At 34.7% G+C, this 23,058-nt stretch carries 27 protein-coding genes; 3 read left to right on the top strand and 24 right to left on the bottom strand.

All coding sequences use genetic code 11. The features are described 5' to 3' along the window. Positions 1-84: 84 nt before the first annotated feature. The 19 genes from BW731_RS11470 to BW731_RS11380 form a co-directional block, all read right to left on the bottom strand. On the bottom strand, positions 85-876 hold the full coding sequence (locus tag BW731_RS11470) for a hypothetical protein (RefSeq protein ID WP_079348302.1): 792 nt from the start codon (positions 874-876) through the stop codon (positions 85-87). 125 nt (positions 877-1,001) lie between these two features. After that, complete coding sequence (locus BW731_RS11465) at positions 1,002-1,325, bottom strand: hypothetical protein (RefSeq protein WP_079348300.1); 324 nt, start codon at positions 1,323-1,325, stop codon at positions 1,002-1,004. 122 nt (positions 1,326-1,447) lie between these two features. Further along, positions 1,448-1,885 (bottom strand): OsmC family protein, encoded by a 438-nt coding sequence (locus tag BW731_RS11460; protein ID WP_079348298.1) that lies wholly within the window; start codon positions 1,883-1,885, stop codon positions 1,448-1,450. Between the two features lie 114 nt (positions 1,886-1,999). After that, on the bottom strand, positions 2,000-2,434 hold the full coding sequence (locus BW731_RS11455) for a threonine/serine exporter family protein (RefSeq protein WP_079348296.1): 435 nt from the start codon (positions 2,432-2,434) through the stop codon (positions 2,000-2,002). 18 nt (positions 2,435-2,452) lie between these two features. After that, positions 2,453-3,199, bottom strand: coding sequence for a threonine/serine exporter family protein (locus BW731_RS11450; protein ID WP_079348294.1), 747 nt, complete (start codon positions 3,197-3,199; stop codon positions 2,453-2,455). A 95-nt stretch (positions 3,200-3,294) separates the two neighbouring features. Next, positions 3,295-3,897 (bottom strand): DUF5052 family protein, encoded by a 603-nt coding sequence (locus BW731_RS11445; RefSeq protein ID WP_079348292.1) that lies wholly within the window; start codon positions 3,895-3,897, stop codon positions 3,295-3,297. A gap of 60 nt (positions 3,898-3,957) precedes the next feature. Further along, the gene (gene clpB, locus BW731_RS11440) at positions 3,958-6,555 is read right to left on the bottom strand and encodes an ATP-dependent chaperone ClpB (RefSeq protein WP_079348290.1); all 2,598 of its coding nucleotides are present in this window, start codon (positions 6,553-6,555) and stop codon (positions 3,958-3,960) included. Positions 6,556-6,757: 202 nt separating this feature from the next. Then, on the bottom strand, positions 6,758-7,993 hold the full coding sequence (gene pepT, locus BW731_RS11435; protein WP_079348288.1) for a peptidase T: 1,236 nt from the start codon (positions 7,991-7,993) through the stop codon (positions 6,758-6,760). Positions 7,994-8,006: 13 nt separating this feature from the next. Next, the gene (locus BW731_RS11430) at positions 8,007-9,125 is read right to left on the bottom strand and encodes a Nif3-like dinuclear metal center hexameric protein (RefSeq protein WP_079348286.1); all 1,119 of its coding nucleotides are present in this window, start codon (positions 9,123-9,125) and stop codon (positions 8,007-8,009) included. Then, positions 9,122-9,823, bottom strand: a complete 702-nt coding sequence (locus tag BW731_RS11425) for a tRNA (adenine(22)-N(1))-methyltransferase (RefSeq protein WP_079348284.1) — start codon at positions 9,821-9,823, stop codon at positions 9,122-9,124. Before BW731_RS11425 ends, BW731_RS11430 begins: the two co-directional genes overlap by 4 nt. A gap of 133 nt (positions 9,824-9,956) precedes the next feature. After that, positions 9,957-11,801 (bottom strand): translational GTPase TypA, encoded by a 1,845-nt coding sequence (gene typA, locus BW731_RS11420; RefSeq protein ID WP_071456813.1) that lies wholly within the window; start codon positions 11,799-11,801, stop codon positions 9,957-9,959. A 125-nt stretch (positions 11,802-11,926) separates the two neighbouring features. Beyond that, positions 11,927-12,694, bottom strand: a complete 768-nt coding sequence (locus BW731_RS11415) for an inositol monophosphatase family protein (protein WP_079348282.1) — start codon at positions 12,692-12,694, stop codon at positions 11,927-11,929. Further along, a complete protein-coding gene (locus tag BW731_RS11410) occupies positions 12,684-12,977 on the bottom strand; it encodes a UPF0223 family protein (protein WP_079348280.1) in 294 nt (97 codons plus the stop codon). Before BW731_RS11410 ends, BW731_RS11415 begins: the two co-directional genes overlap by 11 nt. Positions 12,978-13,103: 126 nt before the next feature. Then, a complete protein-coding gene (locus tag BW731_RS11405) occupies positions 13,104-14,540 on the bottom strand; it encodes a sensor histidine kinase (protein ID WP_079348278.1) in 1,437 nt (478 codons plus the stop codon). A gap of 6 nt (positions 14,541-14,546) precedes the next feature. Further along, positions 14,547-15,272 carry a response regulator transcription factor gene (locus tag BW731_RS11400; protein ID WP_079348276.1) on the bottom strand — a complete coding sequence of 242 codons (726 nt, stop codon included), beginning with the start codon at positions 15,270-15,272 and terminating at the stop codon, positions 14,547-14,549. Further along, positions 15,253-15,627, bottom strand: a complete 375-nt coding sequence (locus BW731_RS11395; protein ID WP_079348274.1) for an SdpI family protein — start codon at positions 15,625-15,627, stop codon at positions 15,253-15,255. Before BW731_RS11395 ends, BW731_RS11400 begins: the two co-directional genes overlap by 20 nt. 279 nt (positions 15,628-15,906) lie before the next feature. Continuing rightward, on the bottom strand, positions 15,907-16,554 hold the full coding sequence (gene pcp, locus BW731_RS11390; RefSeq protein WP_079348272.1) for a pyroglutamyl-peptidase I: 648 nt from the start codon (positions 16,552-16,554) through the stop codon (positions 15,907-15,909). A 21-nt stretch (positions 16,555-16,575) separates the two neighbouring features. Continuing rightward, positions 16,576-17,496, bottom strand: coding sequence for a DUF979 domain-containing protein (locus BW731_RS11385; RefSeq protein ID WP_079348270.1), 921 nt, complete (start codon positions 17,494-17,496; stop codon positions 16,576-16,578). Positions 17,497-17,499: 3 nt separating this feature from the next. Further along, complete coding sequence (locus BW731_RS11380; RefSeq protein WP_079348268.1) at positions 17,500-18,183, bottom strand: DUF969 domain-containing protein; 684 nt, start codon at positions 18,181-18,183, stop codon at positions 17,500-17,502. A gap of 279 nt (positions 18,184-18,462) precedes the next feature. Between BW731_RS11380 and BW731_RS12750 the strand changes: the two genes are divergently transcribed. Then, the gene (locus tag BW731_RS12750; protein ID WP_198931947.1) at positions 18,463-18,618 is read left to right on the top strand and encodes a hypothetical protein; all 156 of its coding nucleotides are present in this window, start codon (positions 18,463-18,465) and stop codon (positions 18,616-18,618) included. A gap of 201 nt (positions 18,619-18,819) precedes the next feature. Here BW731_RS12750 and BW731_RS11375 read toward each other — a convergent pair whose 3' ends face one another. From BW731_RS11375 to BW731_RS11360, 4 genes are all read right to left on the bottom strand, one after another. Further along, positions 18,820-19,173: a hypothetical protein gene (locus BW731_RS11375; protein WP_079348267.1), complete on the bottom strand. Its 354-nt coding sequence runs from the start codon at positions 19,171-19,173 to the stop codon at positions 18,820-18,822. 20 nt (positions 19,174-19,193) lie between these two features. Next, positions 19,194-19,532, bottom strand: coding sequence for a thioredoxin family protein (locus BW731_RS11370; RefSeq protein ID WP_079348265.1), 339 nt, complete (start codon positions 19,530-19,532; stop codon positions 19,194-19,196). A gap of 45 nt (positions 19,533-19,577) precedes the next feature. Further along, complete coding sequence (locus tag BW731_RS11365; protein ID WP_079348263.1) at positions 19,578-20,531, bottom strand: DUF1803 domain-containing protein; 954 nt, start codon at positions 20,529-20,531, stop codon at positions 19,578-19,580. Positions 20,532-20,595: 64 nt separating this feature from the next. Then, a complete protein-coding gene (locus BW731_RS11360) occupies positions 20,596-21,525 on the bottom strand; it encodes a manganese-dependent inorganic pyrophosphatase (RefSeq protein ID WP_079348262.1) in 930 nt (309 codons plus the stop codon). Between the two features lie 163 nt (positions 21,526-21,688). Between BW731_RS11360 and BW731_RS11355 the strand changes: the two genes are divergently transcribed. Together BW731_RS11355 and BW731_RS11350 are read left to right on the top strand one after the other, a co-directional pair. Next, the gene (locus BW731_RS11355; RefSeq protein WP_079348261.1) at positions 21,689-21,892 is read left to right on the top strand and encodes a helix-turn-helix transcriptional regulator; all 204 of its coding nucleotides are present in this window, start codon (positions 21,689-21,691) and stop codon (positions 21,890-21,892) included. An 18-nt stretch (positions 21,893-21,910) separates the two neighbouring features. Then, positions 21,911-22,315 carry a hypothetical protein gene (locus BW731_RS11350; protein WP_079348260.1) on the top strand — a complete coding sequence of 135 codons (405 nt, stop codon included), beginning with the start codon at positions 21,911-21,913 and terminating at the stop codon, positions 22,313-22,315. 42 nt (positions 22,316-22,357) lie between these two features. Here the strand turns inward: BW731_RS11350 and BW731_RS11345 are convergent, their stop codons facing one another. After that, entirely contained in the window at positions 22,358-22,993 is a 636-nt protein-coding gene (locus tag BW731_RS11345) for a PepSY domain-containing protein (protein ID WP_079348259.1), read from the bottom strand. Between the last annotated feature and the right edge of the window lie 65 nt (positions 22,994-23,058).

Genomic DNA, 23,058 nt, shown 5'->3' with positions numbered 1-23,058 from the left:
CACTAACATGTATTATCTTACAATTAAGAAAACAATTCAATAAAAAATACTTACTTGAATCATTAGATTCTTGTAAGTATTCCCTTAGTCAAAATAATAGTTGTCTAAGTGTTGACTTGATTCATCTTTCATAATGCCTGACAACGATTTTTCTAGTCGATTATTTTTCTTAGATGAACTAGCCAATGTTTCATCAACCATTTCAACTGGGTCTATTTCATCCATCAATAGCAGATTTTCTTCTGAGGCTTTTCTCAAGTCTTGAATCAATTGGGAAGAATCGACTTCATTCTTTTTTTCTACCTTATCCTCTATTAGAGAAGCAGGAATATATTTTGGTTTAAAAAGCTCTTGTGAATTCTCACCTGGCAAATGATACGATGATTCAAATGGTTTGCGGCTATTGTATTTTTTACGATACTTTGCTTGGCCATTTCGGTCTGTTTCGTATAATTTATTTGAAAAAGATGATTGTGGTGCTTTATATTCTTGTTCAACCGGTTCTGCGTAGACTTGGTTATTCATTTTTTTAATCGCCACATCTTCGCTATTTAAACTTACATTTTTGTCTACTGACTTTTTAGGAATAGCTTGTGTTGGCGTTACGACTTGTTTTGGTTTTTTGATTTCAACTTTTTGTTGCACCAAACGAGTTGGTTCAGCACGTTCAATTTCAATTTCAGGTAATCCGTCCTCACCGAAATACTTTGGTTCTGATACCATCTCAACTGGATCTAAAATCACTTTGTCAGCTTGTGAGCTTCCAGAGGTACGATTAGGATTATCTATTGAATGTTGTTGTCTATTTAATTTGACTCCTGTCTCATCATCATAAGCAGGAAATCGAAAATGTTTACGTTTATCTGAAAAATTCATCATTCATCATTCCTTTAAATTCACTTTATTTATTTTAACATACCTCTAGTGATAAAACACTAATTTAACGTTAAATAAATAAAAAGCACAAAGTCTTCACTTTGCACTTTCGTTTGTTTGTTTGTTTAATGGAACAAATGCCATAGAAACGGTATATACACATCTAACAGTGGGGCAAGAATACCAAAAAGAATTAAACTAACACCAAAAATAGATAACACAATACCGCTAACTTTACGCGATTTCTTCAACATATAAAAGATTAATACTACAATAAGAGCAACTGCCAATAAAATTGCTAGCTCGACTGAGCCCATATTTAAAGTTTTTCCATCCATCAGTGGTTTAATAATTTGAGAATACAAAAACCAAATTAATTCAATCACATAAATAACAAAAAATCCTTTTAATAATAAGCGATATTTATTGTTTGACTGATTATTTGCCATTAATTCACTCCTCCCTTCTACATAGCACAATACGCATTATACCAAAGATTACACGATTTGTTAATCCTAATAAGCTTGAGAAAATAAAAAAACTAGCCATATAGACTAGTTTAGTGAAAAATTTATTTAATAATAAACGATTCCATTTCCGGAGCGTTTTCAATTGTGTCAGCCACTGGACATGTTTTGTTGATAAAACGCACGTAATCCGCGATTTCTTCGTCTGTGTTGTCTGCATCAATGTAGAAGTTTGATACAATTTTTGAAAAACCAACTTTAGCATTTGGATTTTTACCAGAAAATCCGTCAGTATCTAGCTCCCCTTCTACTTCAACTCGAATAGATTTAAGATTGATTTTATGGTAAGCTGCAAAACTTTTAGCTACGATAACTTTACAAGCCCCTAATGATCCTAATAACGCTTCCACTGGATTCATCCCTGTATCATTTCCACCAAGATTTTTTGGTTCGTCTAATACAAACTCAAAACCTCGTGATTTCACTGAAACTTGTACGCCCTGTGTGTTTTGTGCTACTGTTTTAAATGTTTGAACTGCCATAATAACATCCTCCTCATTCATTATACCTATAATGGTATCATATATTCATTATTTGAGAAGTTGTTTTGCAATTTTTTACTATTATACTAGCTTTTTAAGAAATAGTCGTTCTACTTACTTTATAGCTTTATGCTTAATACTTATGAAAAGAGTAGTCATTGTTTCATTAAAAACAAGAGCTAATGCAATCGATACCCCTACCATTATGGCTTGTGTACCATAATCGAGTGCTTTCATATAACTCGACTCAGCTAACGCATCAAATGCTCGAAACACTAATGAACCTGGAACAACCGGCATGATACCAGGGATAATAAAACTTGTATCTGGACGTTTTGTTTTAAAACTTAAAAACTGGCAAACTGTGGCAAGTAAAAAACAAGAAATCAACGAAGCCATAACTGGACTAACAAAATTTTCTGAAAAATCATATAAAAAAGCTGTTAAAGCTCCGCATAAACCACATAACACAATGTATCGTTTTTCTATATTATTTAGTACCGAAGTGCCTGCACTCACAAAAAAACTAAATAGTACTTTTGTAAACAACCTACTCACTCCTTCAAATTATAATAAGTAAATAAACGGTAACGTCAGCATTATTGCGGTGTTTATTGTACTAATACCTTGAGCCAAACCAGTGATATAATCCCCTTGAATACTCGAGCGAATTGAATTGACTAATGAAGCTCCTGGTAAAAAAGGCATTATACATGCAAGAAAAATTGAAAATTTACTATCGATGACTTGGTGACTAAATAAAATGTTTGCGGTTATGGAAATAAAACAGGAGGCAACAAAAATAGAAAATATTTGAACATCGATATACGTGTCTAGTAACATATAAATATAATATGCTAGTGCCCCAACACCAAACGCCACAATCAATTGTGCTGATAACCCACTGATTAACACAAACATTGACGAACATATAGCCCCTGCACTGATAAGTTGAAATACCTTGGAAAAAGCATATGTGTTGCGATCAATTTGTTGCAACGCGTTATAAAAATCTTCTAAAGACAGTTTTTTATCATAAAACGACTTAATGGTTTCTTCCATTTTGCCAATTTTTTCAAAATTATAGGAGGTTTTTGCTGCATTAATCATCTTCACTTCATTTGTATCTAGATTAATTAGCACCAGACCAGTCTGCGTCATAAAAATAGAATAATTATCTAAGTCCATAAAATCCAATAATTTTTTTAACTTCTCTCTCACTTCTACTACTGCGTAATTATTTTCAAGCAATAACTTTCCATAAAAAAGTGCTACTCTAGTTTCTGTATTAATCATCGAAACATCTTTATCCATCAAAAAACACCACCTTTTTAAGTATCTTTTTTGAACATTTTATACCAAAAAAGAAAGAAGACAACCTCATCACTTCTTTCTTTAACAAACTTTTATTAATCAATCAGTGCCTTATCATAAATTGTGTAGTCACATCGGTAAATAAACAAATATTTTCCGTCAATTAAAATCCCCGTACTCTTTGGCACATCTGTTGAATACATCGATACTTTGTTACCAGCATAAGTAGCTAATGGTGTTCCATTTTGACTACGGATTAAGATAACTTTATCTTTTCCTTTAAATGAATTGCTAAAATCATTGACCATTGAATTAATCATAGGCACACTTCTTTTTGTGTCATTGATATCCACTTTGTCAGCATACTCATCAAAAATATTAGTCAAGCCTTTTTCTTCGATAATCATTGATGAGCCAACATGATGCATTTCATTACGTCCGACAGTGATTTGAATGACACTTGAGTCTTTGCTGTCTTCATCAGTATCAAAGGTATCATCTCTTTCAATCTTCACTGATTTACCTTGTACTTTATCCATGACTTGACTTTGCTCGTCATACGTTCTCACTGTCATTTCTAACCCCTTAAAACTTTGTTCAAACTGTTTAAATGAATTCATAATATCTTGGCAGCCAGATAACACAATCACCATGACACTAAGTAAGCCTGCGACCATTAACTGTTTCTTCTTTTTCATCTCGTTCCTCCTAAAACTAAAAAAAGCAAAGACACCTTAGCATCTTTGCTTTATATTATACTACTCTTCTGTTTTTAATGCAGTAAATGTTAGTTTACCATCAACGATTTCAATCATCACATCTGTTTTTGGTCCAACTTTTCCTGCCACGATTTCTTTAGCTAAAGGTGTTTCTACTTCTTTCGTTAAGAAACGTTTAATTGGACGAGCACCATAGATTGGATCATATGCTTGTTCGGCAATCCAAGTTTTCGCTTCATCAGAGATTGTTAATTGAATATCTTGATGAGCTAAACGTCTTGTTAAGCTTTCAGTCATTTTAACAATAATGTCTTTAACATTGTCTAGACTAAGTGGACTAAACAAGATAGTATCATCAATACGGTTTAAGAATTCTGGTTTGAAGTGTCCACGTAACATTTCAAGAACGCCTTCTTTAGCACTTTCTGATACGTTTCCTTCTTCATCTACGCCATCAAGCAATAATTGTGACCCAATATTACTTGTCATGATTAACACAGTGTTTTTAAAGTCAACCACACGACCTTTAGAGTCAGTCAAACGGCCATCATCCAATACTTGAAGTAAAATGTTAAACACATCTGGATGAGCTTTTTCAATTTCATCAAGTAAAACAATAGTGTATGGACTTCTTCTTACTGCCTCTGTTAATTGGCCGCCTTCTTCGTAACCAACATAGCCAGGAGGAGCTCCGACTAAACGAGACACGCTATGTTTTTCCATGTACTCACTCATATCCAAACGCACCATATGGTCTTCAGAATCAAACAAGTTTTCAGCTAATGATTTAGCTAATTCTGTTTTACCCACACCAGTAGGTCCTAAGAATAGGAATGAGCCAAGTGGACGATTAGGATCTTGTAATCCAGCACGAGAACGAATCACTGCGTCAGATACCGCATCAACGGCTTCATCTTGACCAATCACACGTTTATGTAGTGTTTCATTTAAGCGTAAGATTTTTTCTCTTTCGCCTTCTTCAAGTCGTTTCACTGGAATACCTGTCAAGCGACCAACTACGACGGCGATTTCTTTATCAGTAACAACTTCTTGTACCATACGGCCATCATGTTTTTCTTTTTCTTCCAAGTCTTTTAACTCTTTTTCAAGTTTTGGAATAGTACCATGACGTAACACAGCAGCTTCTTCTAAGTCATAGTTGCTTTCTGCGTTTTCAAGTTGTGTTCTAGCTTGATCTAACTCAGAACGTTTTTCGTTTACTTTGTTTAATTCTTCTTTTTCTGTTTCCCATTGCATTTTTAGTGTATTGGCTTCTTCTCTTAATTCTGCCAATTCACCTTGAAGAATATCTAAACGTTTTTTACTTGCGTCGTCATCTTCTTTTTTAAGAGCCGCTTCTTCGATTTCTAACTGCATTAAACGTCTGGTTACTTGGTCTAATTCAGTTGGCATAGAATTCATTTCCACACGAATAGTCGCACATGCTTCATCGACTAAATCAATCGCTTTATCAGGTAAGTAACGATCAGTGATGTAACGGTTAGACAATGTACTTGCTGCGACTAACGCATTATCATGAATGTTTACCCCATGATGAATTTCAAAACGTTCTTTCAATCCACGTAGAATACTAATAGTGTCTTCTACAGTTGGTTCTTTCACTAATACTTTTTGGAAACGTCTTTCTAAGGCTTTGTCGGTTTCCATGTATTCACGGTACTCATCAAGTGTTGTTGCCCCAATACAATGTAACTCACCACGAGCAAGCATAGGTTTAAGTAAGTTTCCGGCATCCATACTACCTTCTGTTTTACCCGCACCTACTATTGTATGAATTTCATCGATGAACAAAATAATTTCGCCATCGCTATTTTTGACTTCTTTTAAGACTGCTTTTAGACGCTCTTCAAATTCACCTCTGAATTTAGCCCCAGCAATCAATGATCCCATATCTAATGAGATGATGGTTTTATTTTTTAAGTTTTCAGGAACGTCTTTTTTCACGATACGTTGTGCTAATCCTTCGATGATGGCTGTTTTACCAACACCAGGTTCACCGATTAATACTGGATTATTTTTTGTTTTACGTGATAAAATACGAATCACATCACGAATTTCTTCGTCACGCCCAATGATTGGGTCTTGTTTCCCAGATTTTACTGCTTCATTAAGGTTTGTTCCGTATTTTTCTAGTGCTTCATATTGTTCTTCTTGATTTTGACTAGTCACACGTTCTCCTCCTCTCAAATCTTTAATACGTTCTGTCAATTCAGCCTCTGTGACTTTTTGAGCCATTAAGAAACGGGTTAAACTGAAATTTTTCAATTTCATTAAGGCTAAAACCACTACTTCAGTTGACAAATAGTCATCATTAAATGTTTCTCTAATTTTATCTGCTTCTTGTAATAAGTTAAATAAGTTTTGACTTAAATTTTGTCCATATTGTACATTTCCACTAACGGTTGGTAATTTATCTAATTCATTATCTACTTCTCTTTCAAATGCATCGACATCTAAACCGATACCTGCATAAAGATTTCTAGCAAAATGATTGGGTTGTAAAAATATTTTCCATAAGTGGACGATATCAATCTCTTGATTTTTTCGAGTGATTGCAACTTGTTGTGCTTCTGCGATTGCTTGTTGCAATGTCGTAGTCATTTTTTCTATATTCATATCATTACCCCCTTATTCTTAACTACAAGATATATTTTACACCATAGGTCAAAATAGGTCAAACAAAAAGACTCAATGTCAAACTGATAAGTTTATTCTAATAAATATAAGTGATTGAAACGACACTTTTTAGGTTTTTAAAACGACAGTTTCCACCAAAAGACATAAAAAAGACTCGATTATCACCGAGTCTTCAAACTATTTATGCTTTTTCTTCATTAAGTTTAACAATTTCTACGATTAAGCTAGTCGCTTTTTCCATGCTTTCAACTGCCACATATTCAAAACGTCCATGCATGTTTTCCCCACCAGCAAAAATATTTGGCGTAGGTAATCCCATGTAAGAAATCTTAGAACCGTCTGTTCCACCACGTACGGGTGCTTTATTTGGTTCAATATCTAAGTTACGCATTGCTTCATCTACTAAATCAATGATACTCATATCTTTTTCGATGACTTCGCGCATATTGTAATATTGATCAAATAAGTATAATGACACACGTTCTTGACCGAAGTTATCGTTAAATTCTTTTACGATGGATTCAATTAACTCTTTACGTGCTTCAAATTTTTCACGATCATGATCACGAATAATGTAAGTCATCGTTGCTTCATCAGGCACTCCATCTAATTGTAATAAATGGAAGAATCCTTCATAACCATCTGTTTTTTCAGGGACTTCATCTTGTGGCAATTTGTTATGTAAGTCAATGGCTACTTGTAACGCATTAATCATGGTATTTTTCGCTGTACCTGGGTGAACGTTTTTACCTTCAATTGAAATTTCGGCTTGAGCAGCACTAAATGTTTCAAATTGTAATTCACCAACTGGACCACCATCCATCGTATAAGCAAAGTCTACTGGGAATTCATCGACATTAAATTTATCTGCTCCAACACCGATTTCTTCGTCTGGACCAAACGCTACCATGATTTTACCGTGTTTAATTTCTGGATGATTCACTAAATATTCCATAGCAGTCATAATTTCAGCAATCCCTGATTTATCATCAGCACCTAAAAGAGTTGAACCATCCGTTGTAATCAATGTTTGACCTTTGTAGTTAGCTAAGTTAGGGAAATCTTTAACGGTTAATTTAAACTTGCCTTCTTTGTCTAAAGGAATATCACTTTGACCATCATAATTTTCTACAAATTGTGGGTTCACACCAACTGCGTTAAAATCAGCTGTATCCATATGCGCGATAAATCCAATGCTACGCACGTCTTTATCCGTATTGCTTGGTAAAGTGGCAATCACAAACCCATTTTCTTCGTTATGGCATACATCTGACATCCCAATCTCTTCTAATTCTTTTTTCAACTCTTTGGCAAATGCAATTTGAGTTGGTGTTGATGGTGTTGTCTTGCTTGTTGCGTCCGATCTTGTTTCTGTCTTAACATACTTGATAAATCTTGGTACTAAATTTGTATACATAATTGACACTCCCTTATATTATTTCAAATGGATTAGTATTCACGTCACTTTCGATAAACGTGACATCCCAATCATTTTGTTGTTTCCATTGATTAAATAATTCGACATAGTACTTTTTACAAACAGACTCAATATAATGTCCTGGGTCAATCACTGATAACCCTTCTTCTATCATATCATGAGCCGTATGATAATACACATCTCCGGTAATATAGACATCCGCACCTTTTTTAAGGGCGTCTTTATAAAACTTCTCACCACTACCACCACAAATAGCCACTGTTTTTACTTGTTTATCTTTTGTATCAGTCGTTAAACGAATGGCATTTAAGCCAAATGTCTTCTTCACTTTTTCGACAAAATCAAGCAAGCTCATTGAGTGCTCTAATGTGCCGATACGACCGATACCATATGTTTTTGATATATTTTCTAATGGAAAAATATCAAACATCGGCTCTTCATATGGGTGATACTCATTAATAATTGACAACACTGTTGGGTACTGTTGCGGTAAAAACATCACTTCAATTTTTTCTTCTTCAACACTGGTTAATTCATGATTGACACCAATTGCTGGATTGGTGTTTTCTAGTGGCCGGAAACGTCCAGTTCCACTAGATGAAAAACTTGTGTAATCATAGTCATGGTAAGCACCGATACCTGCTTCACCAAATGCTTCTCGTAGTGACTCTGCATGAGTTGTCGGCACATAAACTACTAACTTACGGTAAAAATATTCGTGAGTTTGACGTAAATAATCCGTTGCGTCAATACCCAACATATCGCAAAATAAATCATTCAACCCATTGTCAACAATATCCATATTTGTGTGTGCTGCGTAGACCGCAATATCATGTTTCAATAAGTCAGCATACATTTTAGTTTGAAAATCATCGACCAACAAGCGCTTCACTGGACGAAAAATCGGCGGATGTTTCGCCACGATTAAATCAATCTTTTTATCAATCGCTTCTTGCACCACATCTGGTCTAACATCTAATGTCATCATCACGCGGTTAATTGGTTTATTAAGCGTGCCAATATGTAACCCAACTGGATCATTATCTTCAGCAAGTTCTAGTGGTACGACTGATTCAAATTGTTTAATAAATTCAGCTCCTGTTATTTTCACGACAGTACCTCCTTGATTAAATCACACTGATGATTGATTTGTGCTATTTTCTTATCTTGGTTTGTTTTAGATTGAGACAACTGATTTATTACGCGTTCATATTGTTCTAATTCAAATTGCCATTTTGCTTTAAACACATCAGATGATTCTTTCATCAAAACAGGACCGAATAATTCTTCTGATTCAGTTAGCTCTACTTTTCTATCAGATGCTTCAGCGACAATAATTTCGTATGTTTTATCATTTTCACTCAATATTTTTTCGTCTTGAATGATGTAATGATTTTCAACTAACCAATGTCTTAGGACATGAGAGCCAACGTTTGGTTGTAAGATTAATAATTCTTTGCGGGTTAAACGGTTTTTGTTTTTACCACGTTCTAAAATATCTCGAATTAATGTGCCACCCATCCCACAAATCGTGATAGCACTCACGTTATCATAAGGTTTGATGACTTCCAAGCCATCTCCTAATCTAACATCTATTTTATCTGTCAGTAATAAATCATTGACTAATTTTTCAGCAGATTCATATGGACCTTTGACGACTTCACCGGCAATAGCTCCTGTAATCTGATGATTTAATATTAAATGAGCAGGCAAATAAGCATGGTCAGAGCCGATATCAGCTAAAAAACTACCCTGTGGTACTAACTTTGCTACTGCTTCCAAACGGTTTGATAATTGTTGATAATCCATATATTCGCCTCACTTTTTGTCATTAATCTTATTATAACACTAATCGGATTTTTTTAAATGATATTAACTGTATGATTTGTGTTATTTATAAAAAAAGAACTGACAAGTAAACTTGCCAGTCCTTTCAATTTATTTAAGCATTGTCTGCTTGTTTTTTACGTTTCGCTGCTTTTTCACGTTCAGCTTTGTTTAAGATTTGTTTTCTTAAACGAATGCTTTCTGGTGTGACTTCACAGTATTCATCGTCATTTAAGAATTGTAATGATTCTTCTAAAGTTAAGATTTTTGGTTTTTTAATCACTGATGTTTGGTCTTTTGTTGCAGAACGCACGTTAGTCATTTGTTTTGCTTTCGTGATGTTAACACCTAAGTCATTTTCACGAGAGTTTTGACCGACGATCATTCCTTCGTATACTTCTGTACCTGGCTCAACAAAGACTGTCCCACGTTCTTCAATACTCATAATAGAATATGTTGTTGCTTTACCTTGGTCGATAGAAACTAATGCACCGTTACGACGACCACTTACTAAACCAGAAATAACTGGTAAGTATGAGTCAAACGTGTGGTTCATGATACCATATCCACGAGTTAATGACATAAATTCAGTTGAGTAACCAATTAATCCACGAGCTGGAGCTAAGAAGATTAAGCGGACTTGACCGTTACCTGAGTTAATCATGTCTTGCATTTCGGCTTTACGTTGACCTAATGACTCGATAACACCACCCATGTATTCTTCAGGTGTGTCAATTTGTACACGTTCAAATGGCTCACATAATACGCCATCAACGTCACGATAAATAACGCTTGGACGTGATACTTGTAACTCATATCCTTCACGACGCATGTTTTCTATTAAGATAGATAAATGCAATTCTCCACGTCCAGAAACGATCCATTTATCTGGCGATTCAGTTTCTTCAACTTTTAGAGACACATCTGTTTGTAATTGGTTTTGTAGACGTTCTTCGATTTTACGAGCCGTCACGTATTTACCTTCGCGACCTGCAAATGGAGAGTTGTTTACTAAGAAAGTCATTTGTAATGTTGGCTCATCAATGTGTAAGATTGGTAGAGCATCTTGGTTATCAACAGGTGTAACAGTTTCTCCTACGAAGATATCTTCCATACCTGAAACCGCAATTAAATCTCCCGCTTTAGCTTCATTGATTTCCACACGAGTTAGGCCTAAGAAACCTAATAATTTAGTAACACGGAACTTTTTAACAGAACCATCTAATTTCATTAAGGCAACTTGGTCCCCAACTTTGATTGTTCCGCGGAATACACGACCAATCCCAATACGTCCCACGTAATCGTTGTAATCAAGTAATGATACTTGGAATTGTAATGGCTCATCACTATTATCAACTGGAGCTGGAATATGCTCGATAATTGAGTCAAGTACGTGATTCATTGTGTGTTCTTGATCAGCTGGATCATCAGATAAACTTGATGTTCCGTTTACTGCTGCAGCGTAAACAACTGGGAATTCTAATTGGTCATCATCGGCACCAAGCTCGATGAATAACTCTAATACTTCATCCACTACTTCAGCTGGACGAGCAGTTGGTTTATCAATCTTATTTACAACCACGATTGGTGTTAATTTTTGCTCTAACGCTTTTTTCAACACGAAACGTGTTTGAGGCATTGTTCCTTCATAAGCATCGACAACAAGTACAACACCATCTACCATTTTCATGATACGTTCAACTTCTCCACCAAAGTCCGCATGTCCTGGTGTATCTAAGATGTTGATGTGTTTTCCTGCATAGTTGATGGCAGTATTTTTTGCTAAAATCGTAATACCACGTTCTTTTTCAATATCACCAGAGTCCATCGCACGTTCCTGTAACTGTGTATGACCTTCCAATGTATTAGATTGTTTTAACAACTCGTCTACCAAAGTTGTTTTACCATGGTCAACGTGGGCGATAATGGCCACATTACGAATATCTTCTCTTAATTTCACTATTATATACTCTCCTTACTGTTTAAAAACATAAGCGATTAATCACCGCTTAAATTAACCGACTATTCAGTATAACAAAAAAATTCCATGAAAAAAAGTGAAAATTTTTCATTTTTCACTTATTTTTAAAAAAATTTTTGCATATCACTGAATGTTTGCGGTGTGGCAACGACAAAATACTGGCGATCGCCTAAAATATCATAATCAGAATCTGGGTATTTACGACAAACAAATCCTAATGCCTCAGCTAAAACTGTACCAGCTGCAAAATCCCAAGGAGCTAAGTTTGATATATAGCCATTTTGTTTGCCACGAATGACACTTAAAAAGTCTAATCCAGCACAACCTAACATTCTAACACCAATAGCTGCTGAAGCAATCTCTTTACTGTGCTTGTAGTTCTCCGAATACATGCCAACATTACATCCTATCAAACCATCTGCCAAAGATAAATCTTCCGGTTTATCTAATTTTGTTCCATTTAGATAAACGCCGGTTTCTAGTCCACCATAAGCAAATTCATTTTTCATCACATCATAAATAAACCCAAGAAGTGGTTTACCATTTTCAAAAATCCCAACCATAATACAAAAATTTTCTTGTTGTTTTACGAAATTCAACGTGCCATCGATTGGGTCGATAATCCAAATACGTCCATCAGTTGTCGACACATCTCTCCCTGTTCCTTCTTCTCCAATAATCAAGTCATCTGGATAGGCTTCATTAATTTTATTTACTAAAAAGGCTTCGGTACCTTTATCGACATTAGTAACTAGGTCGCTGCGATTTGATTTTTGTTCCACTTTAACAACTTGTTTTAATTCAGTTTTGATGTATTCACCAGCTTCTTCAACCCATCGCTTAACTTGTTGCATTAATTCTCTATTTTCCATTATCTAGATCCTTCCTTTTAATGATGCCTGTTTGCTTTTTCTTTGCGACAGTTACAACACGGTATAACGAATACCCGCTAACGTCCTCAAAGTCTCGCCCTAATTGACGTTCTTCTCCGATACTTTTTACCACTGATTTAAATTCTTTATAAGTATCAACAAATTCATCCACGTCTATTTTTGATTCGTAAGCCCTCTCAACTGCTTGCCAAATTCCCATTACTTTTATCAATTCATCTGTCGTCCAATCTGGATTCATTGGATACGTAAAGTTCTCTTTCACATACTCACCTGTTCTTTTTATAATATCTTATCTAGTTAAAAGTGTATCAAAAAAACAAGTAAAGAGATAGTAAAAACGAACAAAAGCCAAAAAAGACTTAAACAAACATCTTTCTTGGCTTTGTTTTTATTTTGGTAACTCATGATCTGGAAATGTCACTTTAAAGGTTGTCCCTACACCAGGCTCACTAAATACTTGGATGGTTCCTTTATGAAGCTTGACTAATTGGTCAACAATCGATAGACCTAGTCCTGATTCACCGTATTTTGTGTTTTTGCGTGATGGGTCGGCTTTATAGTAGCGATCCCACATATTTTTTTGCTGTTCTTTATCCATCCCGATACCATTGTCAGAAATCGTCACAACAGTCGCATCGTCAAGACGTTCAAGAGCTAATTTAATTTCACCATCTTCGGTAAATTGAATCGCATTCGTCGTGATATTCACCACTACCTGAACGAAGCGGTCATAATCAGCATATACATCAATCGGTTCAAATGTCTCTAGAATGAGTTTATCATTTTTGTCGGTTGCCTTACCTTTGAGCTGTTCAACAATCAACTCAAGCACTTCTGTGGCATTGAATTTCTGGATAATCATCTTTATCTGATTGGTTCGAATTTTTTCATAGTCAAGATTTTCATTAACTAGACGAATCAATCGTTTTGTTTCATTTTGCATTAACGTGATACATTTTTCTTCTTGATCTTTCGGAATGGCTCCATAAGCTATACCTTCTAATAAGCCATTTATCGTTGTCAATGGCGTACGCATTTCATGAGCAACATCTGCCATAAAATTACGTCTTCGCTCTTCTTGACGCTCGATTTCCTCTTGCGATTCTTTTAACGCAACAGCTAGTAAATTAAAGTCAGATGCTAGTTCATCTAACTCATCACCTTTATCTTTTACCTTGATTTGCACATCATAATTACCATTGGCTAATTGGTTGGTTGCTTGTTTCATACGATCGATTCGTTTTACTTGAAATTTTGCTAAAAAATAACTTAACCAAATAGCGATAATGGTCGCGATCAAAAATCCTTTAAATAAGTCGTTGGTTAGTGATTTTAAACTGGCATCTATACTACTGTCAGGTCTGGACACAAGAATCAAGCCGATAAACTGCAAATCTGGTGAAGAAAAAATCGGTTGTACAAATAGTGAAGTTGGTTGTCCATGCATAGATAATTTCGTGTCTTTAACGGTTTTTTTTATAGTATTACCATTTTTTAATGATTCCAATTCACTTTTTGTTACATAACTTGAGCCACTTTGGCCTTCAAATTCAACAGGATAACTCACTGTTAAGTCTGGATTCAAAACAGTAAATGCCACTTTTTGTTTTTTCAAAACAGACTGAGACGTATCTAATGATTGTTGGAGCGTCCAATTTTGTTGTTTAATATTCTCTATAATAGTATCAGAATAACCTTTTAATTGTGCATAAGAATTTTCTGTTACTGTTCTTTTGGTATAAGAACGAAATGAAATACCAAAAATGATTAATACCGTTAGAATAATCACAACAAAAGCCAACATCTGCTGAACTAGATATCTCATGTAGCACTACACTTTAATGCCTGAATCATCAAATTTATATCCAACTCCCCAAACTGTTTGAATCACTTGTGGACCAACTTTTTCAATTTTTTGTCTTAATTTTTTAATGTGTGCGTCAACTGTACGTTCATCGCCAAAATATTGGTAATCCCAAACTAATTCCAATAATTTTTCACGTGAAAACACTTGTCTTGGTTTTTTAGCTAATGTCAATAATAAATCAAACTCTTTAGGTGTTAATCCCCCGACAATTTGATCGTTAAAATAAGCTTCACGGGTATTAATATTAATTTTAAAGTGCTCTGTTTTAACATCGAAATCTTCACTGCTGCCATTAGCAGTACTTCCATCACTGCCTTCTTTTATTTGTGAACGACGATGTAACGCCTTAATTCGAGCAATTAAAGTAATTGGACTAAACGGTTTAGTCACATAATCATCAGCACCCATTTCAAGCCCAATAACTTGATCACTTTCAGAATCTCTAGCCGTTAACATAATAATCGGTACACTAGAAGATTCTTTTCTAATTTCACGACAGACAGTCACCCCGTCCATTGTCGGTAGATTTAAATCCAGTGTAATCATATCCCATGATGATGGATCCTCAAGAAATGTATCTAATCCTTCTTTTCCATCATACTTGAAGGTGACATCCCACTCCTCATTCAAAAAGAACATTTTCATCATTTCTGAGACAGACTCGTTGTCTTCAATCATTAATAACTTCATGTGTATCCCCCTTTTCATTTTTACCAATCTCGCGGTCGAAGTCATCATTGAATACCTCAAGACGACGTTCAATCTGATAGAATACGCTAATAATAGGTATTGCTATCAAAAATATTTCTAACATAAAGAATTGTGATACTCCACTACTCTTTATAATAAACCCAATTAACCAAGTGCCCAATCCAATTAAGAGTAACATTTTGGCAGCCACTTTTTGAGCATACTTAAATGAGGCATCTGTGTATCTTGCTCTTTGTGTGCGGTATCCGTATTTATTTTCACGCTTTTTCGAAGGAAAAATCAAATAAATAACACCTAAGACTGTCATAATCATTCCAACAAAACTAAATATCAAACTAACACCTACCTTACATTCCTTCTAATAGTATACTCTTTTTAGAACATATATGAAACTAAAATGGACATAATTATTAAATAAGCACCTAAATAACTTTACAAAAATCTTTTAATTATTTCAATCACAACTGACTTCTTTTAAATAAATATTTAACTTTCTATTTATTTCGTCATATTTTCGTTTATTTTCTTTCTTATTCTAAGCTTAAATCATTAAAAAGAGGAAGATAAACGCTAATTTTCTTCACGTTTTCTTCCCATTCTTTTGGCTCTGCTATTAATGTGTTTCTCCACCAATTGTTCGAATATCTTCTTTATTGTTAAACAACACGATCGCTTCTAATGCTTTTTCTAAAGATTGCACAATATCATCTAAACTCATACTTGGTTGGTTTGGCTTGTCTACGACTTGTGAGGTAATAAAAGGGACATGTATGAAGCCTCCTTTAACGTTAGGAAACTCAGTATCAATTAAATATTGGACTTGATACATGATATGGTTACATACAAACGTTCCAGCTGTATTAGATACCGCACCAGGAAATCCTGATTCTTTCATTCTTTGAACCATTGCTTTAACAGGTAATTGAGTAAAATAAGCTGCCTGACCTGTTGGTTGAATGGCTTCATCAATTGGTTGATTGCCTTCATTATCTGGAATGCGTGCATCATCAACATTAATTGCAACACGTTCTGGTGTCACCGAAAAACGGCCACCTGCTTGTCCGATATTTACAACAACATCTGGTTGATGTTTTGACATTGCTTCTTTCACCACTTCTGCTGATTTGTTAAAAACAGTGGGTATTTCAAGTTTAATAATGTCTGCATCTAAAATAGTTTCTGGTAACTTTTTAACTGCTTCTAAAGCTGGGTTAGTTGATTCTCCGCCAAACGGATCAAAACCTGTAACTAAAATTTTCATTTGTTTTCTTCCTTTCCTTTATTAAAATGCCAACACGTACATTAAAACAATATGAATAACTATCATTACGATAGCCATCGGAGCTTGTGCTTTAATAACGCCATTTGTATCATCCATCTCAAGCAATGCAACAGGTAACGCATTAAAATTTGCGGCCATTGGTGTTAAGAGCGTTCCACAAAAACCAGCCGTCATCGCAAGTGTGCCGGCGACAACAGGATCACCACCTTGCATCATCACAAATGGTACACCAATACCTGCTGTAATAACAGTAAATGCCGCAAACGCATTTCCCATAACCATGGTAAAAATCATCATCCCTAGACAATATGCAATCACTCCGGCTAAACGATTTCCTTCTGGTACAACACCTGAAATGGCCTGTGAAATCACCTCTCCTACACCAGCTGCATTAAAGACAACACCTAGTGCTGCTAATAATTGAGGAAGAATCCCTGTTGTCCCGACAGACTGAAACATACGATCTGTGTCATCAAACGCAACTTTTGGCGGTGCTTTTGTTATAATCATTGCCACAATCAATGCCACAATAGAAGCCACACCAATCCCAACTTGTCCTCCAAGTGGTGTATAAGAAATAACTACCGCAACAATCGCCAGTAAAACTGACGGGAAAAATACCCAACTACCAAGTGTTTCTGCCGAACGTTGACCTTGTTCTTCATCTAATTCGGCTATCTTACCGATTTTGACTTGCTTAAATAATGTTAATACACCAATAACAGCTAGCAATACCCCAGATACCACATAGGGCATTAGTTGACCTGCTGCAAATATAACACCTAGTATTAACCAAAACAACCCGGTTCCAATTCGTGCATCATTTGTTTCATCTTTAAAACAACGAACAGCTGTCATCATGGATAATAAACCGATTAAAATATAAAAAAATTCTAAAATTGCTGGAATATATTGAGCCATCTTCTATTCTCCTTTCATCTTTTTATATTTTTTTGCTAATTTTCTATCAAATAACCAATTTGATAAAGCTGATAACACCAATGCAATCACTGCGACAAGAAGTGCCATACGTGCAATACTTGCATCACTAACTTCATAGCCTAAATCTTTTAACGTACCATAAATAAGCAACACGCCAGCAGATGCAATAAATGTATTTTGAGCAAAAAAGTTCCCAAAGTTTTCACTAGCAGCTGAACGTGCTTTAATTTTATCCTCATCCTCTCTTGTGATCTCACCATAAGTATGTTTGGCAGCAGCTTGAGCCATTGGATTGACAATTGGTCGCACAAATTGAGGATGTCCAGACAAACGAAGACCAAATAATCCAGCTAATTCACGTAAAGCTGTATAAAGCGTAATGAATTTACCAGGCGTTAGGCCTTTTATTTTTTTAATCAAAATAACTGCTTGTTGTCTTAGCCCAAAACGTTCTGATAGTCCAATCATTGGTAACGTCAATAAAAAGATAGTAACCAATCGATTCTTGACAAATGCTTCTCCTAGCATAGTGAAAAACTCATAAAATGACATTCCTGATACAAGTGCAGTTGAAAGTGCTGCGACAATCACGACGGCTATTGTATCAAATTTAAACATAAATCCGACTAAAATAATTAGAATCCCAATTAATTTAATCCATTCCATAAAATCCCTCCTAAAATAACAATAATTAGAAGTATAAGTAACGTTTTACAGATTGTAAATAGTTTTTACATGATGAGTTGTTTTTTTAGTGACATCATCCCCTTCTAAAGAACATCACTTAATAACACAAAGAGTCTACTTGATGTTTTTTTACACAATATTTACAAACTATTCATAAACTTCACGCTATTTTTGTTGATTAATAAATTGGTATATGTTAAATTAGAAATGTGGTTAAGAGATATATTCCATACGTTCTTGAAAAGGAGGAATGATACAATGGTGTTTACACAACAAGCTATTTCATATCGTGTCACTTTAAATACAGATGAAAACATTTTTATTGTGTTTGACGCAACAAACGATGAAGTCTTTGCAACTGGTGCTACTATTGAAGAAGCAAAAAACAATTTAAATCTATTAATTAAGGAGTAATGACATTGGACGAATCCAGTTATTAGAGCAAGTATTCACCCCCACCATCGGATGAGTACTTGCTTATTTTATTTCAATTTATTATGAAACCCTTACCATTATTTTCTGATAACAACTCAAATTTTATTCAATATAAAAGTGGTATACGTGAATTTTTTTATATAAAAAAAGACACTGTCTATAAAAGACACTGTCCTTTTTTCATTTTTTGTCTTTAATTGGTTGATCATCAAATACTGCTAAGACTTTTCCATTAGCTTGTTTGGTTGCTGATATCAAATACAACGTCTTATCAGGATACTGATCTAGTACATATTGATCATCTTTCGCTTTTTCATCTAAAGCATCCCAAGACTCAAATTCTTCTTTATATTCGCCTTCAGTTGTTTTAGAATCATCTGTTTGCTCAATTTTTGATAAATCAATACTTCCTGTATCTTTAGCAACCACATCTGGAGCACCACCTTTTACTTGTTCAGTGTAAAAGTAGTACCCCACACCACCAATAATAATTAATAAAATTAAAATAGAAAAAATTCGTTTAAAAACTTTCATATACTATCTCCTTAAAAAGATTAGTTCATGCTATTAACACCATCGACTATTTTTTTCACGTCATTATATAGTTCAACAACTGGAACAAACCTCGCCTTTCTTAAATATTCTTTTCCGTCTAAAAACAATAAAATAACTGGTACAGTCATCACTTGATATTCACCTGATACTTCTGGAATATCAAATGTATTGACATCCAAAAATGTGATATCTTCACTAAACTCAGCTAATTTACTTTTCACTTGCGGTTTCAACCCATGGCAAACACTACAATTTGGTTGACTAAAATACACTAGAGTCAACCCTTCTTTTTGTACCAATTCATTTAACTTATTTATTTCTTTTACTTGTTTAAACATCGTTTTCCCTCTTTTCTCTTTATCATTATATAAAGAGAAATCGGTTTATCCAACTTTTATGCCTAAGAATTCGTATACCCCCACGAGTACTGATTCATCATCAACTAAACCATTACTTTTTAGCCATCCCACTAAGTACAACAAGTCAATCTCATTAAGTAGTAAGCCATCAACTAAAGGTTGTACAATCGTTTTAAACTGGTTAAGCAAGTCGTCAGTGATTACCGTAAGATTAGAATCATAGTAGCCATCATTATCTGTCAAATAATTTAATACTAACAAACTTTCTAAAAAGATATCTTGCGATGCAACAGGAATCTGACGCCCTTTTTTGATTCGGCGGAGTTTTCGTTCGACATAATGAATATAATACGATGGATTAACATCTCCTAGCAAACGATTTATCATCATATACATCTTACTATTAGTTGATACTTGATAGCGTTGTTCATAAAAATATGAAGCTAATGTATGTGTGCCATCTAATTCATCCAGTCGTTCATATGAATAAATATCCGTTTTTATACCGGACAATTTTTGAAGATAAACTGGGAGCGAGAGAATATCATCTAAACTGGGTGACTGCTCAATAAAATATATACTTGGTTCACTGCACTCTAATTGGCTCACCAAAGCATGAATTAAATAAAAACTTCTTTCTTTAGTTGTTATTTTTAGTGCATTAATCTGCTCAAGAGCAACGTCTAACCAGTCTATAAAAGACGACTCAAGCATCGTCATTCGCTCAGCCTGTTGACCTTTAGATATGGTGTCACCAATTAAGCTATATCGACCATGATGACGAGAGATCACCCCAAGATTGACCCAATCTTCCATTTTTTTCTCGATTTCACTGAGTTGCGGCAGTGATCGTTTTACTTCTCTTAATGTCACATGCTTTGACTCAGATATGAGGAAGTTAAGGACTTGAGCAAATGCTTCGTCATTCATTAACTGTCTTTTCGCTGGTGTTTTATTTAATGTAACCAACCGATACATACAGCTGACCTCCTCAGTTTAAAAAAATCTCCAAGTTTCCTCAGAGATTTTCCTCTTTGTTGTTTTATGCATTAAATGCGTTTGTTAATGGTGGTACCACTTGTTTTTTACGTGACACAACACCAGCTAATTCTGCCGTATTGTTTTCAAGCGTCACATTAAATGCTGTTTCTATTTTTTCTTTAGGCTCTCCTACTACAAGGATCACTGAATCACTGTCTAAAATATTTGTAATCACTAATACAAATAAGTCAAATCCGTTATCAGCATTTTCTTTTGCCATTGCTTCTTCTAATTCTGATTGACGAGATAATACATCATTCACATCAACTGTGTTTACTTGACCAATACGAACTGATTTATCAGCCATTGGGAATGTTTTAGCATCTGCATTGATTAATTCCACTGCTGTTTTAGTTGAAAGATTGGTTCCTGCTTTAAGCATTTCTAAGCCATAGCTTTCTAAATCAACACCAGCAATCTCAGCTAATTCTTTTGCTGCTTTAACATCTTCATCGGTACATGTTGGTGATTTGAATAGTAATGAATCAGATACAATAGCTGATAACATCATTCCGGCAATCTCTTTTGGAATGTCAACACCATGCTCTTTAAAGATTTTCAAGATAATTGTGTTTGTACATCCTACAGGTTCTGCACGATAGTACAAAGGATTTGCTGTTTCAAAGTTTGCAATACGGTGATGATCTACCACTGCTAGTACTTCTAACTCTTTGATATCACCCACACTTTGTTGTGCTTCATTGTGATCGACTAACATGACTTGTGTTGTTTCATTCGCGCAACTCTCAACAACTCTTGGCGCGTCAACTTTAAAGTGATTTAATGCATAAGCCGTTTCTTCATTAGGTTCTCCAAGAGCTACTGCCTCGGCGTTTACACCTAGTTTATTTTGTAGATAAGCAAATGAAATCGCTGAAGCAATCGCATCTGTATCCGGATTTTGATGACCAAAAATTAATACCTTTGTCATAGTGATATATCCCTCCAGTTAATGTCATACATTTAACATTATATCATAATTTTAAAAAAGAGCATTCAAAAATTTATAATCCAAAAATGTAAAGGACACTTGACATAAAAACCATTAAGCTGTATTCTATAAATGTAAAGGACGCTTTACAAAAGGAGGAGCCATGAAAAACAATTTAACCAAAATTAGAAAAGAAAAAAGGATGACCCAACAAGATTTAGCTAATGCTTTAGATATTTCACGACAGACTATCATTTCTTTAGAAAAAGGAAAGTATAATCCCTCTATTATACTCGCCTTAAAAATCGGAAAATTTTTTAATGTAGCCGTTGAAGACATCTTTTTACTTGAAGATGATGACGAATAATCAAAGGAGAGACACACTATGAAAAAGAAAAAAACAGCTAGTTTATTATTACTAATCGCAGGAATTGCCCTACTATTTTTCGGCTTACTAGTCGACTCCGACCTATCTCCCATTTCAATAGGGTTAGGATCTGGCTTTATTGGTGGGGCTGTTGCGAATGTTATAAAATACAAAAAATTTGTCCATAACCCTCAATACGCAAAAGAATACAAAGTAGAAGCAAATGACCCAAGAAATATCGAAATCAAGACAATGGCTCTTGCAAAATCTGGATCAATTTTATCCATCCTTGTCGTGATTTTATCGTTAATCACGTCAGCGACACAACAATCACTTTGGGTAACAGCCACTCTTGTCGGTCTATTTGCAATTCACTCTATTTTGACCGTTTACTTTATTAACAAATTAAATAAAACCATGTAGTAAAAAAAGATAGATTAGCCAAACACTAATCTATCTTTTTCATTAATCTGCGTCAGTTTCAATGATTTCACCAGTTTGAGCATTTATTTTGTAATCAACTTCTTTCGTCATACCTTCTTCAACAGATACTTCCCAATAAGTAACACCTAGTTTTTCTTTAATTTCCCAATCCACTACTTTACCAAAACCGGCTTCTTTGACTGCAATATCAAAAATTTCTGACATGTCTTTCATATCTACTAAATTTAATTTGTTTTCTTTTCGCTTCACGCCATTTTTTTCATCACGATCTAATGATTCTTCGCGATCTTTTTTTACCTCTTTTGTGTCTGTGTTAATTTTTAATTCATATTCTTTGTTATCATCTACCCCTTCAATTGAATAAAAACTTTTGCCTAAACTTGTGTCCAAGCTAATAGATGTAATATCTGTATCTGGGTAATTTTCTTTATATGTATCAATGGCATCAGATAAACTAACATTATAAACAGTACCATCAGATGCGGCAGTTGAGCTGCTTGTGGATTGACTTGATGACGCCTTAGTTTGACTACTTGAACTAGCTACTTGTGAACTGGATGATTTTCCTGTATTTGTTGAGTTGGTTGACTGAGATGAGCACCCAGCAAATACCCCCAATGATAATACTGCACTACTTAATAAAATAATTTTTTTCATGTGTTGTTCTCCCCTTTTCTTTATTTAACATACTTTTATTATAACGGTCGTTTAATATAATTTAA

Source organism: Vagococcus martis, assembly GCF_002026305.1.
GTDB lineage: Bacteria > Bacillota > Bacilli > Lactobacillales > Vagococcaceae > Vagococcus > Vagococcus martis.
This window is presented reverse-complemented; position numbering and strand designations above follow the sequence as displayed.